The sequence below is a fragment of the Streptomyces sp. NPDC048600 genome (genome assembly GCF_055587025.1).
In genome coordinates this window covers 1-13,703 of record NZ_JBVJGZ010000017.1, presented here as the reverse complement: position 1 = coordinate 13,703, position 13,703 = coordinate 1, and the positions used below count along the sequence as shown (strand labels likewise).

General features: G+C 71.4%; 10 protein-coding genes. 4 read left to right on the top strand and 6 right to left on the bottom strand.

Annotated features, from left to right (window positions below; genetic code table 11):
- Positions 1-21: 21 nt before the first annotated feature.
- A complete protein-coding gene (locus tag ACZ6SQ_RS22685; protein ID WP_469564887.1) occupies positions 22-1,290 on the bottom strand; it encodes an LCP family protein in 1,269 nt (422 codons plus the stop codon).
- 119 nt (positions 1,291-1,409) lie between these two features.
- On the opposite strand from ACZ6SQ_RS22685, the gene ACZ6SQ_RS22680 reads away from it, so the two are divergent.
- Positions 1,410-1,967 (top strand): acyl-CoA thioesterase, encoded by a 558-nt coding sequence (locus ACZ6SQ_RS22680; protein ID WP_386379131.1) that lies wholly within the window; start codon positions 1,410-1,412, stop codon positions 1,965-1,967.
- A 22-nt stretch (positions 1,968-1,989) separates the two neighbouring features.
- Here ACZ6SQ_RS22680 and ACZ6SQ_RS22675 read toward each other — a convergent pair whose 3' ends face one another.
- On the bottom strand, positions 1,990-3,453 hold the full coding sequence (locus ACZ6SQ_RS22675; RefSeq protein WP_469564885.1) for an LCP family protein: 1,464 nt from the start codon (positions 3,451-3,453) through the stop codon (positions 1,990-1,992).
- A gap of 126 nt (positions 3,454-3,579) precedes the next feature.
- Between ACZ6SQ_RS22675 and ACZ6SQ_RS22670 the strand changes: the two genes are divergently transcribed.
- Positions 3,580-4,608 carry a glycosyltransferase family 2 protein gene (locus ACZ6SQ_RS22670; protein ID WP_469564883.1) on the top strand — a complete coding sequence of 343 codons (1,029 nt, stop codon included), beginning with the start codon at positions 3,580-3,582 and terminating at the stop codon, positions 4,606-4,608.
- Between the two features lie 109 nt (positions 4,609-4,717).
- Here ACZ6SQ_RS22670 and ACZ6SQ_RS22665 read toward each other — a convergent pair whose 3' ends face one another.
- From ACZ6SQ_RS22665 to ACZ6SQ_RS22650, 4 genes are all read right to left on the bottom strand, one after another.
- Entirely contained in the window at positions 4,718-6,385 is a 1,668-nt protein-coding gene (locus tag ACZ6SQ_RS22665; protein ID WP_469564881.1) for an LCP family protein, read from the bottom strand.
- Positions 6,386-6,498: 113 nt separating this feature from the next.
- Positions 6,499-8,253: an LCP family protein gene (locus tag ACZ6SQ_RS22660; protein WP_469564879.1), complete on the bottom strand. Its 1,755-nt coding sequence runs from the start codon at positions 8,251-8,253 to the stop codon at positions 6,499-6,501.
- Positions 8,254-8,505: 252 nt separating this feature from the next.
- The gene (locus tag ACZ6SQ_RS22655; RefSeq protein ID WP_469564876.1) at positions 8,506-9,723 is read right to left on the bottom strand and encodes an LCP family protein; all 1,218 of its coding nucleotides are present in this window, start codon (positions 9,721-9,723) and stop codon (positions 8,506-8,508) included.
- A 253-nt stretch (positions 9,724-9,976) separates the two neighbouring features.
- On the bottom strand, positions 9,977-10,735 hold the full coding sequence (locus ACZ6SQ_RS22650) for a TIGR03089 family protein (protein WP_469564874.1): 759 nt from the start codon (positions 10,733-10,735) through the stop codon (positions 9,977-9,979).
- Between the two features lie 152 nt (positions 10,736-10,887).
- On the opposite strand from ACZ6SQ_RS22650, the gene ACZ6SQ_RS22645 reads away from it, so the two are divergent.
- Together ACZ6SQ_RS22645 and manB are read left to right on the top strand one after the other, a co-directional pair.
- Positions 10,888-12,342, top strand: coding sequence for a peptidoglycan recognition protein family protein (locus ACZ6SQ_RS22645; RefSeq protein ID WP_469564872.1), 1,455 nt, complete (start codon positions 10,888-10,890; stop codon positions 12,340-12,342).
- Positions 12,343-12,517: 175 nt separating this feature from the next.
- Positions 12,518-13,600 carry a mannose-1-phosphate guanylyltransferase gene (gene manB, locus ACZ6SQ_RS22640; protein WP_386379140.1) on the top strand — a complete coding sequence of 361 codons (1,083 nt, stop codon included), beginning with the start codon at positions 12,518-12,520 and terminating at the stop codon, positions 13,598-13,600.
- Positions 13,601-13,703 lie beyond the last annotated feature (103 nt).

Genomic DNA, 13,703 nt, shown 5'->3' with positions numbered 1-13,703 from the left:
GTCCGGCAGGGCGTCGCCGGGTCAGTCGCCCGACACCGTGACCGTCTCGTCGTTCTTCAGCTGGCTCACCAGCGTCTTGACCTTGTCCTTGTCCCACAGCAGGTTGCCGCCCGTGGAGCCCGCCAGCGGAATGTTCATGGACTTGCCGTCGCCGCCGCTGACGCCCTTCATCGCCCAGAACATGTCGGCCAGGTCGAACAGCCCCATGTCCTCGTCGACGATGAGGGAGTCCAGGCCCGCGCCCATGGTCGGGTAGAGCTTGAAGGGGTTGAGGACGGTGCTCGGCGTCGCGACCTGACTGGCCAGGGCAGACAGGAACTTCTGCTGGTTCTTGGTGCGGTCCAGGTCGGAGCGGGCGAACGCGTAGCGGGTGCGGACGAAGGCGAGCGACTCCTCGCCGTTCAGGGTCTGCTTGCCCGCCTGGAAGTCCGCGCCGGAGTTCTTGTCCTTGAAGGCCTTCGGGATGTCGATCTCGACGCCGCCGACCGCGTCCACGATGTTCGCGAACCCGGCGAAGCCGATCTCGACGTAGTGGTCGATGTGCAGGCCGGTGTTGAACTCGACCGTGCGCACCAGCAGTTCGGGACCGTCCTCGGCGTACGCGGCGTTCAGCTTCACGTGCCGGCCGGTGCCCGGGTAGGTCTTGCCGGACTCCGAGCCCTGGAAGCTGGGGATCTCCACGTCCGAGTCGCGGGGCAGGGAGATCAGCGTCGGGGCGCCGTCGCCGGTGTGCAGGATCATCATCGAGTCCGTGCGCTTGCCCTCGGAGGACCCGGTGTGCAGCTTCTTCTTCTGCTCGGCGGTCATGCCCGCGCGGCTGTCGGAGCCGACGATGAGGTAGTTCGTGCCCTCGCCCGCCTCCGGCCGCTCGATGACCTTGGACAGGTCGACCTCGCGGTTGAGCTTGGAGTCGGCCCAGAAGTAGGTGCCGACCGCCGTGACGAACAACACCGTGGTGACGGTGATCGCGGTCCACTTGATCCGGCGCCGCCAGTCGGGCCGCGGCCGGCCGCCGTCGGAGTAGCCGTCCCCGCCTCCGCCGGGACCGCCGCCGTACACCTGGCCGGTGTTGTAGCCGCTGTCGTAGCCGTCACCGCCGTCCACGTACGACGGCTGCTGCGGAACCCCTCCGTGCTGCGGCGGTGCCTGGTAACCGCCCCCGCCGGGGCCGCGCCGGACCTGTCGCATCACACGGGCGCCCTCGGGCTGCGCACCGGCGCTGCCGCGACCGTAGGCGGGGCCGCGGCTGCCGCGGTTGTCGTCGGACCATCCCTCGGGCCAATCGTTCATGCGCCCCAGTGTGCCGGTCGAAGGCGTGTGCTTTACAAGGGTGAGCGGAAAACAGGGGCAGTGCTGTTGCCAATCTGACACAAAGCCCCCACCTGCCTGTTCGGCATAAGGTGGAGGCCATGACAGACCAGGCCAGCAACGCCGACATGGACGATCCGGGCATTCCCGGCAAGCCGACCTCGGCCTCCCGTACGACGCTCAGCCACATCATGACCCACAACGACACGAACCTGCTGGGCACGGTGCACGGCGGCGTGATCATGAAGCTGGTCGACGACGCGGCGGGTGCGGTGGCCGGACGGCACAGCGGCGGACCCGCCGTCACCGCGTCGATGGACGAGATGGTCTTCCTGGAGCCGGTCCGCGTCGGCGACCTCGTGCATGTGAAGGCCCAGGTCAACTGGACCGGCCGGACCTCCATGGAGGTCGGCGTACGCGTCCTGGCCGAGCGCTGGAACGAGTCCACGCCCGCCACCCAGGTCGGCTCCGCCTATCTGGTCTTCGCCGCGGTCGACGCCGACGGCAAGCCGCGCTCGGTACCGCAGGTGCTCCCCGAGACCGAGCGCGACAAGCGCCGCTACCAGGAGGCCCAGATCCGCCGCACCCACCGGCTCTCCCGTCGGCGCGCGATCAGGGAACTGCGCGAGAAGCGCGCGGCCGAAGGCTACGAGGACTGACCCCGGGCCGCACGCGACTGCCCTAGGGGCACCCCACCTCGTCGCCCCGCACCACCCCGAACTCGCCCTGCCGGGCGTTCTCCGCGCGGACCTTGCGCACCTTCTCGAAGTCCGCGCCGACGACCACCTTCAGCGTCGCCCCCTGCCCCTTCACCGCGCGCAGCTCGCTGCCGGGCAGGGCCGCGGCGAGGGACTTGGCCGAGCGGTCCCAGCGGGGGTCGTGGACGACGACGGTACGGCGGTTCGTGGGCCGGGCCGCGTTGGTGGGCTGCCGGGTCGTGCGGAAGCCGGTCGCGGCGAGGGCGGCGTCGACGCGGCGGCCCAGACCGGCGGTGCGGGTGCCGTTCTCCACCTGCACCCGGATCTGCTGCGGGGCCACGGGCACCCGGACCGCGGTGTCGCGCGGGCGGTGGGCCGCAAGCGGCCGGTCCTCGCGCAGCGCCCGGAACAGCCTGGCCGACTTCACCGGGTCCCATTTCAGGGTGGAGCCGATGCCCTTGACCACATGGCCCATCTTCCCGATGGGGACCGTGGCGAACTCCGAGGAGGAGGGGGAGAAGTTGCGCATCGCCCGCCCCAGGTCCAGGAGTTCGTCGGTGCCGAACCCCTTGTCCGCGCGGACCGAGCCGAGCACGGCCCGGGTCACGTCCCGGAACTTCAGCGGGTTCAGCAGGACGCCCGAGGAGGTCGCCCGCTCCACCAGCGCCGCGAGGAACCGCTGCTGGCGCTGCATCCGGCCGAGGTCGGAGGCGCCGTCGACATGGCGGGCGCGGACGTACTGGAGGGCCTGGCCGCCCTTGAGGTCGTGCGGGCCCGCGGGCAGGTCCAGGCCGGTGTAGGAGTCCTTCAGCCGGTCCGTGGTGCAGATGCGGACGCCGCCGAGGACGTCGACGGTCTTCATGAAGCTGGTGAAGTCGACCTCCAGATAGTGGTCGATCTTCACATGCGTCATGTGCTCGACCGTCCGCACGGTCAGCTGGGGCCCGCCCTCGGCGTAGGCGGCGTTCAGTTTGATGGGGTGCGCGTGATGCCGCTCACCCGTGGTCCGGTCGACGTGCGCGGGCAGCTCGGCGTAGGAGTCGCGGGGGAGGGAGACCACACTCGCCCGCTCCCGGTCCTCCGAGATGTGCACGATCATGACCGTGTCGGTGCAGCGGCAGGGCGCCCCGCCGAGGCGGTACTTCTGGCGCTCGGCCTTCGAGATCCGGTCGCGGCCGTCGGTGCCTACCAGCAGCACGTTCATGCCGTGCCCGGCCTGCGGCCGGTTCTTCATGTCCTTGAACGGGTCCACACGCGCGATGTCCGCGTCGAGACTGGTGACGACGGCGTGCCCGATACCGGCGGAGGCCAGCACCACCACCGACAGGCTGGTCACCACCCGCATGGCCCAGCGGGGCCGTCTGGGCCGCGGCGCGGGCCGTGGGACGCGGCGGGACGGCCGCGGTCGGGGCTGGGGCCGGCCGGGGGACCTGGGCGGCGTGGGCAAGGGAACACCTCCGGGCGAGGCCGTACGCGGGAGCCGTGAGCACCGTAGGCCGATACGATCTCCACCCCGGCGCAGCGCCACGGCCGGGGCACCCGGTGTCCCCCGTTCGCGGTAACGTGAGCACCGATGAACGCCAAGCCCGACGTGCAGCTCCCCGCCGTTTCCGTGATCATGCCCGTCCTCAACGAGGAACGGCATCTGCGCGGCTCCGTCCAGGCGATCCTCGCGCAGGAGTACGCCGGTGAGATGGAGGTCGTGATCGCCCTCGGTCCGTCCACGGACCGTACGGACGAGATCGCGGCCGAACTGGTGCGCGAGGACCCGCGCGTGCACACCGTGCCCAACCCCACCGGACGCACGCCCGCCGCCCTGAACGCCGCGATCAAGGCCTCCCGGCACCCGGTCGTGGTCCGCGTCGACGGGCACGGCATGCTCTCGCCGAACTACATCGCGACCGCCGTACGGCTCCTGGAGGAGACCGGCGCGCAGAACGTCGGCGGCATCATGCACGCCGAGGGCGAGAACGACTGGGAGCACGCGGTCGCGGCCGCGATGACCTCGAAGATCGGCGTGGGCAACGCCGCCTTCCACACCGGCGGCCAGGCCGGGCCCGCCGAGACGGTCTACCTCGGCGTCTTCCGCCGGGAGGCCCTGGAGCGGCAGGGCGGCTACAACGAGGAGTTCATCCGCGCCCAGGACTGGGAGCTGAACTTCCGCATCCGTGAGGCGGGCGGCCTGATCTGGTTCTCGCCGGAGCTGCGGGTGTCCTACCGGCCGCGCCCGAGCGTGAAGGCGCTGGCCAAGCAGTACAAGGACTACGGCCGCTGGCGCCATGTCGTGGCCCGCTACCACTCGGGCTCCATCAACCTGCGCTACCTCGCCCCGCCGACGGCGGTCTGCGCCATCGCGGCCGGCCTGGTCGTGGGCGTGGCCCTCACCCCCTGGGGCCTGGTGATCCCGGGCGGCTACCTCGCCGCGATCACCGCGGGCTCGCTCCCCGCGGGCGGCGGCCTGCCGCTCAAGGCCCGCCTCCAGATCCCGCTCGCCCTCGCCACCATGCACATGTCCTGGGGCTGGGGCTTCCTGACCAGCCCGAAGGCACTGGCCCGCAAGGTGATCGCCTCACGGCGGCCGGCGGTGCTCGCCGAGCGCTGAACGCGAACGAGCGAACCGGACCTCGGACGGATCCGGTTCGCTCGTCGTTCTCTCCCCCGGACCGGCCGTCCCGGGAACGGCGCGGCCCAGTCTCCCGCGCCGGCCGTCGTCACCAGGTGAACGCCGGGTTCACATGCATACAGGCCCCGTCGTCCGCGCCGTTGAGGGCCTCGGCGGTGTCGGGCAGCTTGTCGCTGCGGGCCGGTGCCTTGTACACGGTGCCCTCGCGCCAGTCGGCGCCCACGATCAGGGTGACCCCGCTGACGTCCGTCGAGCGCCGCACCGAGCTCAGCGGGATCTTCAGGGCACGCGCCACCGCCTGGGCGTCGCCCTCCAGGTCGGCGCTCGGGAACCGCACCACCGTGACCTTCTCGGCCGGGGGCGTCTGCGGATCGGGCACCGCGCCGGTGAAGCCCGCCTCGGTGAGCAGTCCCGCCACCTCCGTGGCCCGCCTGTTGGCCGGGCCCAGCACATCGGTGCGCGTGCCGTTCTGGACCTGGACGGCGATCTCGGCGTCCGGCGCGGCCGGGTCGCCGGAGACCGGCTCCGTCCTCTTTTTCTTCTTCTGGCCCTTGCCGTCCAGCGCGATGTCCTCGCGCACCAGCCGGAACAGCTGCTCGGCGTCCTCGGTCGGCTCCACGCGCGCGCCGACATAGCGGTTGGGCATCGTGGTCATCGTGACCCGCTCCGGCGCCACCGCCCGCAGTTCGTTGCTGAGGTCGTAGAGCTTCTTGACGCTGTTCAGGCCGGGGTCGACGGTGAGTGCCCGGGTGGCTTCCTCGGCGAGCTTGCGCAGTTTGTTCGGGCTGCCCAGGGTCGCGTTCGTGCGCAGTTCGCGGACCAGGGAGTTCATGTACATGTGCTGGGCCTTGGCGCGCTCGAGGTCGCTGCCGTCGCCGAAGCCGTAGCGGGTGCGCAGCCACTGGAGGGCCTGCTCGCCCTTGACCGGGTGGGTGCCCTCCTCCAGTTTCAGGCCGGAGCCGTGGCCCTGGCTGTCCCGGGAGCGGATGTTGGCGTCCACACACACCGGGACGCCGCCTATCGCGTCGGCCATCGACACCACACCGGCGAAGTCGACCATGACGAAGTGGTCGATATGGATGCCGGTGAGCTCCTGCCAGGTGGCCACCGTGCAGCCCGGACCGCCGTTGCTGAGGCTCAGGTTGGTCATGTCGCGGCCGTTGCTCGCCTCGTAGACCTGACCGTCGTCGGGGTCGGTGCACTTGGGTATCTGCACGAGCGTGTCGCGCGGCATGCTGATGACCGACATGTTCGAGCGGTCGGCGGACAGATGCAGCAGCATCTGCACGTCCGCGCGCGGCGGGCTGCCGAACGTCTCCTTGGCGCCGCCGAGTTTCTGGTTCTCCTCGGTGTCGCGCGCGTCGGAGCCTATGAGCAGGATGTTCAGCGGCGTCTGCCCGGCGGCGTTCGGCGTGGGCGCGGCGACGTCGCTGTCACCGAGGTTGAGGTGGTCCTCTTTGATGTTGTCGTTCAGGTGCCGGTAGTACAGATACCCGGCGCCGGCCGTGCCCACGATGAGCAGGGCCACGGCGCCCGCCGTCCAGCGCAGGACACGGCCGCCGAGCCGCGGGGCGCGCCGGGCGCGTCGCCCGCCGTGCAGGGCATCGGCCCGTGTGCCGGGCTCCGGCTCCCCTTCCGTGCCCGGCGAGTTCCCCTGTGCGGTTCCGGCCGTGGTCCGGCCGGCGTGGGCACTGTCCTCGTCAGCGTGCCGGACCCGTTGAAGAGTCCCCTCCCCTTGCACACTGCTCTGCGTCATTTCCCGTCCTCCCCACCCTTGCGGCCATCGAACGGGCCTGTCATGCGTCGGGTAAGACGCGTGACAGGCCCGTCTGGTCGCCTGCGGCGCTCAACTTCTCGGCCGTGGCCGTCTCAGCTGGCGCACTGAACCTTGTCCGCCGTGGTCTTGTCTTTCACGTCGATCTTCGCCTGGCCGGTCAGCGGGATCCCCGCCCCCTTGAAGTCCTTGCCCAGGGTCAGGGTCATCGTCGGCAGGCCCTGGGAGTTGGTCACGCTCTCGCCCGGCTTCATCGCCGCGCCGGACAGCCCCATGATCGCGGCGAGCGCGCGGGCCTGGTCGGCCTGGTCGGGGGCGTACTCCAGCGTGGTCCTCGCCAGGTCGGCGGGCGCGTTGCCGCCGTTCTCCGACTTGGTGACGCTCTCCTCCAACTGGAGCCAGTTGAGCGTCTTCTGCGCGGAACCGTCGGCCGCACCGCCGTTGAGCACCTGCACCCGCACCTCGGAGGCGGGCGCCCTGGTGCCCTTCAGCCGGGCCGCGATGGCCGCGCTCTCCTGCTTCTTCTTCTGCTTGACCTCGGTCAGGGAGACGTCGTTCTTGATCGCGTCGAAGATCGGCGGTGCCAGGGTCTCGTTGAGGACGACCGTCACCTTCACCGTCTCCTCGGGGTTGTCGACCACCGGTACCGTCGTGAAGGAGAGGTTCTTCATCGGCACCTTCTTCATCTCCAGGGCGATGTCCTTGAGAGTGCCGACGTCGCCGATGGCCTTGTCGACGGTCAGTGCCTCGGTGGCCGCCTCCGCCAGCTTCACCAGCTTCGTCGGGCTGGTCAGCGTGTCGCCGGAGGACATCTTGCGCATCAGGGACGCCAGGAACTGCTGCTGCACCTTGATGCGGTCCAGGTCGCCCTCGTTCCCCCAGGCGTGCCGGGTGCGGACGAACGCCAGCGCCTGCTCGCCCTCGATGGTCGAGGGACCGGCGGGGAGCTTCAGATGCGACTTGGGGTCGTCGACGGCTTTCTCGACGCACACGTCGACGCCGTCCACGGCTGTGGTCAGGGTCTTGATGGCGTTGAAGTCGGCCATCATGAAGTGGTCCGGCTTGACGCCGGTCAGCTGCTCGACCGTGCGCATGGTGCAGCCTGCGTCGCGCCCGCCGACACCCAGGCTGTAGCCGAAGCGGTCGTGGATGCCCGGGATCGTCTCGAAGGAGCCGTCCTCCTGCTTCGTCTCGCAGTCCGGGATGTCCACCTTCATGTCGCGCGGGATGCTCAGCACCGTCGCGTTCGTCCGGTCCTTGGCGACGTGCAGCAGCAGCGTGGTGTCGGCGTGGCCCGTCGAGTTGTCCTTGTCGCCGTAGCCCTCGTTGCCCTCGCCGGTGCGCTTGTCGGTACCGATCAGCAGGATGTTGAAGGCCTCGTCCTTGCTGAAGTTGCTCGCGGCCGCGTCACCGACGTCCTGCGTGTTGACGTTGCCCTCGAGGTGCTTGAGGTAGAGGTATCCCGCGGTGCCGACGGCGACCAGGACCAGCGCCATGGAGCCGCCCGTCCACATCAGGATCTTCTTGCCCCTGGGCTTCTTGGCCGGCCGTCGCCCGCGCCGCCCCGGCGGCTCCTCGGGCGGCGTACGGCGCCTGCGCGGCGGCGGGACCTCACGGCCCGGCGCACCCTCGCGGCCCGGTGTCTCGGGCGCGGTGCGGCTGCCCGGCGCGGCTGTCCGGGAACGGGCGGCGCCCTGTGCGGCACGGCGCGCGGCCGCCCGCGGTCCGGGCACTCCCGACTGCGCTGCGGAATTGGCCAGTCGCAGTTCGTATTCGCCGGTGTTCGGATTGAGCACCCACTGGTCTGCGGGATCGATGTTGTCCGCCCGCCCACGGCCTTGCGCGTCCACGGTTGTCCGAATCCTCCGTCGGGGCCACGCGGCGTCTTCCCCCTCAAAGACGCTCGGCTCTCGTACAAACAGTGCGCGACCCCGGGCCACGACCGGTCGGGTCGCAGGGCCGGGGGCACCGGAGCGCTCACACTATCCGCCCAGTTCAGCGTGGAGCCACGGCGGTGACGAATTCCACGCCCATACAACCGGGCAATCCACCCCAATTCTTTGAACGCGCGTTCGTCCGGGCCGGACTACTTGGGGATGGCTTTACTCGCAGTCGTCCTCGGCGGCGGTGTTTCCGCGGAACGTCGGGGCGGGAGAGCTGCTGTCCTCCTTGTACTCAGGGTGATCGTACGACTGCGAATCCGAATCGCCCTTTGCCGCGGAATCCCCCGGAACTTCCCTGGAGACGTTGATCGGCGCGTCCGTACGCAGCCGGGCGAAGAGTTTCTCCGCGGCCGGCTCCACGAGCTGGTCGCGATTGGCGTTGTAGACGTACGACTCCCGCGGAACGGTCAGGAACTGCACGCGTTCCATGGGGATGTGGCGCACACCGCGTACGAGTTCGTACAAACCGCGCAAACTCGCCAGAGAGGGGTCCGTCGTCAACGAGGACGTGGCCGCGTCCAGCACCGGATAGAGCTTGACCGGATTCAGCAGTACGTCGTTGCTGCGCACCTTGTTGACGAGCGCGCCGAGGAAGCGCTGCTGGCGGTCCATGCGGTCGGTGTCGCTGCCGTTGCCGAGGGACTTGCGGGCCCGGACGTAGCCGAGAGCCTGCTCCCCGTTCAGCCGCACGCGCCCCGCGGGCAGCCGCAGCTTGGCCGCCTTGTCCCGGATGGGCTCCGCCAGGCAGATCTCGACGCCGTCGACGGCGTCGACCATCTTCTTGAAGCCGCTGAAGTCCACCACGATGTGGTGGTCGATCCGGATCCCGGTCAGCTTCTCGACCGTGCGGATCGTGCAGGCCGAGCCGCCCGTCTCGAAGGCGTAGTTGAACATCGCGAACATCGGCTCGGTGCGGGTTCCGTCCGGCTTGCGGCAGCTCGGCACGTCCACCATCAGGTCCCTCGGCAGCGACACCGCGGTCGCGCTGCGCCGGTCCGCCGACAGATGCAGCAGGATCGTGGTGTCCGAGCGCTCGGTGCCCGAGTCCCGCCCGTATCTGCGGTTCCCGCTCCCGGAACGCGAGTCCGACCCGATCAGCAGCAGGTTCTGCGCACCCTCGACCAGTGCGGTGGGGCGCTCCTTCTCGTAGCGCGCGAGCTCGGCCGCGGCGGCCTCGTCGGGCGTGATGTTCCCGTCGAGCTTCGCGTACACGACCGCTCCCACGACCGCGGCCCCCACGAGGACGACCGTCACGCCGATCGCGGTGCCCCGCACCCAGCGCCTGCGCCGCCGGCGCGCGAGCCCCCGCCCCGACGCCGCCGCTCCGGCGCCGACCGCCCCCTGCCTCCCGGAACCCCAACCCGTGCTCTCGCTCACGTCTGAGTCCCCCTCGCGGCGTCCGGGCGTCTCGTCCTGCGCTTACGACGATGCCGTGGATGGCGGTGGGGTGGGGGGTGGGGGTGGGCCGAACGGGGGACGGGGGCGGGTCTGACCTGCGGGTTCGCGCGGCGGGGCGGGGCAGGGCGGGTGCGGGCTGCCCGGCCTGGGCCGGGCCGGGTTTGCCGGGTGGGGGGCGGGGGCGGGTGCGGGCCAGGGGCCCGGCCGGGTGTGGGGCCGGGCCCGGGTTTTCCTACCGTGCCGTCGCCGTGACCCGCTCGCTCTCGATGCGCTTGGTCAGGGTCTCCTCCGAGGCCTGGTCCAGATGCCGGCACAGCACGACCGAGCCGCCGGAGGCCAGCGGCCCGTACAGCCCCGCGCTCAGCCCCTCCCAGGTGTCGTACGGCAGCGCCGACAGGAGCCGGGAGCCGGGGCCGGTCAGGCCGAGCGGTGCCGCCTCGGCGCGGGCCCGCTCCACGACCTCGGCGCCGGTCAGCTCCGCCCCGGCCACGACCAGCGCGGGCTCCTCGGGATCCACGGGCGCGTACGCGGCGAAGCGGTCGCCGAAGGTCGGCACCTCGACGGCGTAGTCCTCGTAGCCCGCCGGAGGTCCGCCGGTGAAACGCCGGCCCAGCGGCGCCAGCGACAGCGCGTAGCGCTCCCCGGAGCAGGCGAGGCCCTCGTCGAAACGGTCCGGACCCGCCACGACGTGGTCCGCTCGCGCCGGATCCCCGCCGACGTCCGCGACCACACCCACCGAGGAACAGGCCAGCAGCCACACCGCCGTCTGCCAGTGCGCGGGCAGCAGGAGCGCCACTCTCTCTCCCGGCTGCGCGGACATCCCGTCCTGGAGAAGGTTCGAGGTCTTGGCCACCCAATTGGCGAACGTGGCCACGGACAGTTCGACGCGTTCGCCGGTCGCATCGTCGTAGAAGGTCACCAGCGGTCGCGCGGGGTCCTCGGCGAGCGCGGAACGCAGCAGGTCGGCAGGGGTGCGGTCGGTCGCATTCACCCGCGCAAGCGTACGCGTGCCGACGCGCCCGCGCCGGAGCGCCATGCCACCGGTTCGGCCCAGCGCATGCCACCGGTTCGGCCCAGCGGCTGCCGACGGTCCGTCAACTCATCGATGGACAGATTTGTATGGCTATGTCCAGGATCAGGGGCATGCGTGGATTCCTAGCCTCTTCGATCGGTGTCACCTGTGCGGCCGCTCTGGCCCTGCCGCTGACCCTGCCCGCCGCCACGGCGTCGGCCCGCCCTGCACCGGCCGCGGAGCAGGCCGCCGACGCCTCCGCCGCGGTTCCCGGACAGACCCAGTCCCTGCCCCTGGTCCCGCTCGCCGTCGACCGTGCCCTCGGCTCCACCGCCGTACAGGGCCTGACCCGCCGCGACGTACGCCACTTCTCCCTCGTCGGCGTCGTCTGGGACGACCCCGACGCCGAACTGCACGGCCGCGTCCAGGTCCGCACCCGCGGCTCCACCACGGGGAAGTGGTCCGGCTGGCAGGACATCGAGACCCACAACCATGAACACGCCGCCGACCCCGACACCGCCGAGCGCGCCGCCGGCCGGGTCCGCGGTGCCACCGCCCCGCTGTGGGTGGGCGATTCCGACGGCGTGGAGGTCCGGGTCCGGGCCGTCGCCGAATCGCGCGTCGAGGAGACCGGCCGCGGTGCCCGCACCGCCACCGCGGAGGCCGTGCTGCCGTCGGGTCTGCGTCTCGAACTCGTCGATCCGGGACGGGCCGAGGACGCGCCTGCCGCCTCGGCCGCCCGGCCCGCGCTCGGCGCCCGCCCCGCCTCGGGCTCCGTCCCCGGCACGGGGGCCGCCCCCGCCGGCGCCGTCTCCGTGGACGCGCCGCGTACCGGCTCGCTCGGGGCCGGCACCGTCGCCGCCTCCGCCGCCAACTCCGCCCTCGCGCCGCTCGGCGCCATGGAACTGCCCGCGCTCGGCCGTGCCGCGACACTGCGCGAACTCGCCCTGCTGCGCCAGGGGCGGACACCGGCCCAGCCCAAGATCGGGCCGCGGCCGCGTATCGTCACCCGGCGCGGCTGGGGCGCGGACGAGTCACTGCGCGAGAGGAAGTTCGTCTACACCAAGTCGGTCAAGGCGGCCTTCGTGCATCACACGGCGTCCGGCAACAAGTACCTGTGCTCCCAGGTGCCGTCCGTCATCCGCAGTATCTACCGCTACCACGTCAAGAGCATGGGCTGGCGGGACATCGGCTACAACTTCCTCGTCGACAAGTGCGGAAACATCTACGAGGGCCGTGCCGGTGGGGTGGCCAAGGCCGTCCTCGGCGCCCACACTCTCGGTTTCAACACCAACAGCATGGGGATCGCCGTGCTCGGCACGTTCAACACCTCCAAGCCGTCGGCCTCCGCGGTGACCGCCATCGCGAAACTGACGGCCTGGAAGCTCGGCATCTACGGGATGGACCCGCGCGCCAAGACCTCTCTCAAGTCGGGCGGTGGGAATCTCTACAAAAAAGGCAAGAATGTGCGACTGAACGTGATCTCCGGTCATCGGGACGGCTTCGCCACACAGTGCCCCGGCGGGCTGCTGTACGGCAGGCTCGGCACCGCCCGGACGGACGCGGCCCGCCTCCAGGGCCGCTGACCGCCCCGGGCGGGGAGTGAGTCGTCCGCCGGGAGCACGTTCGGGGGCTTCGTCACCGCCGTCGGGGGGAAGGGACGCGACACCGCCGGCAGTCGAGAGCGCCAGACGACGGGCTGCACACACTGGCCGGCCGAACGAGAGTTCGGCCGGTCCCGGCAGGAAGCGGAGACGACACGTGACAGAAGCGATCCTCCTGGTCGGCGGCAAGGGCACGCGGCTGCGTCCACTCACGGTGTACACACCGAAGCCGATGGTCAGGGCGGCGGGGGTGCCGTTCCTCACGCACCAGTTGGCGCGGGCGAGGGCGGCAGGGGTCGAGCACATCGTGCTCGCGACGTCCTATCTGTCGGACGTCTTCCAGCCGTACTTCGGAGACGGCTCGGCGCTCGGTCTGCACATCGAGTACGTCACCGAGGACGAACCCCTCGGGACGGGCGGGGCCATCCGGAACGTGGCCTCCCGGCTGCACTCCGGGCCCGACGATCCGGTGCTCGTCTTCAACGGCGACATCCTGACCGGGCTCGACATCCGGGCGCTGGTCTCCACCCACGCCCGCTCCGGCGCGGACGTCTCCCTGCACCTGACGCAGGTGACCGACCCCCGCGCGTACGGGCTCGTCCCCACCGACGAGACCGGGCGGGTCCTCGCCTTCCTGGAGAAGCCGCAGACGCCCGAGGAGATCGTCACCGACCAGATCAACGCGGGGGCGTACGTCTTCCGCCGCTCCGTCATCGACTCGATCCCCTCCGGGCGGCCGGTGTCGGTGGAGCGGGAGACGTTCCCGGATCTGCTGGCGGCCGGGGCGCATCTCCAGGGCATGGTCGACAGTACCTACTGGCTGGATCTGGGGACCCCGGCCGCGTTCGTCCGTGGGTCCGCCGACCTGGTCCTGGGGCGGGCGCCGTCCCCGGCCGTGCCCGGCCGGTGCGGTGACCGGCTGGTCCTGCCCACGGCGACGGTGGCGCCCGACGCGAAGCTGGCCGGGGGGACGGTGGTGGGCGAGGGGGCGTTCGTCGCGGAGGGGGCGCGGGTGTTCGGCTCGACGATCCTTCCCGGGGCGGTCATCGAGCCCGGCGCGGTCATCACGGACTCCCTCATCGGCAACCGCGCCCGCGTGGGCACACGGTCCGTCCTCTCCGGCACGGTCATCGGCGACGGGGCGGTGATCGGCGCCGACAACGAACTGCGCGAGGGGGCGCGGGTGTGGTGCGACGCCCGAATCCCAGCGGCATCGCTCCGCTTCTCGTCGGATCAGTAGCGCGTTGTGTTGGTGGGTGGTGCGGGGGGGGGGGGGGGGGGGGGGGGGGGGGGGGGGGGGGGGGGGGGGGGGGGGGGGGGGGGGGGGGGGGGGGGGGGGGGGG

Excerpts from the sequence above, each read along its gene's own strand:
- ACZ6SQ_RS22680 (WP_386379131.1), top strand. The coding sequence starts at position 1,410 with ATGACAGACCAGGCCAGCAACGCCGACATGGACGATCCGGGCATTCCC.
- ACZ6SQ_RS22665 (WP_469564881.1), bottom strand. The coding sequence starts at position 6,385 with ATGACGCAGAGCAGTGTGCAAGGGGAGGGGACTCTTCAACGGGTCCGG.
- ACZ6SQ_RS22645 (WP_469564872.1), top strand. The coding sequence starts at position 10,888 with ATGCGTGGATTCCTAGCCTCTTCGATCGGTGTCACCTGTGCGGCCGCT.
- ACZ6SQ_RS22670 (WP_469564883.1), top strand. The coding sequence starts at position 3,580 with ATGAACGCCAAGCCCGACGTGCAGCTCCCCGCCGTTTCCGTGATCATG.
- ACZ6SQ_RS22685 (WP_469564887.1), bottom strand. The coding sequence starts at position 1,290 with ATGAACGATTGGCCCGAGGGATGGTCCGACGACAACCGCGGCAGCCGC.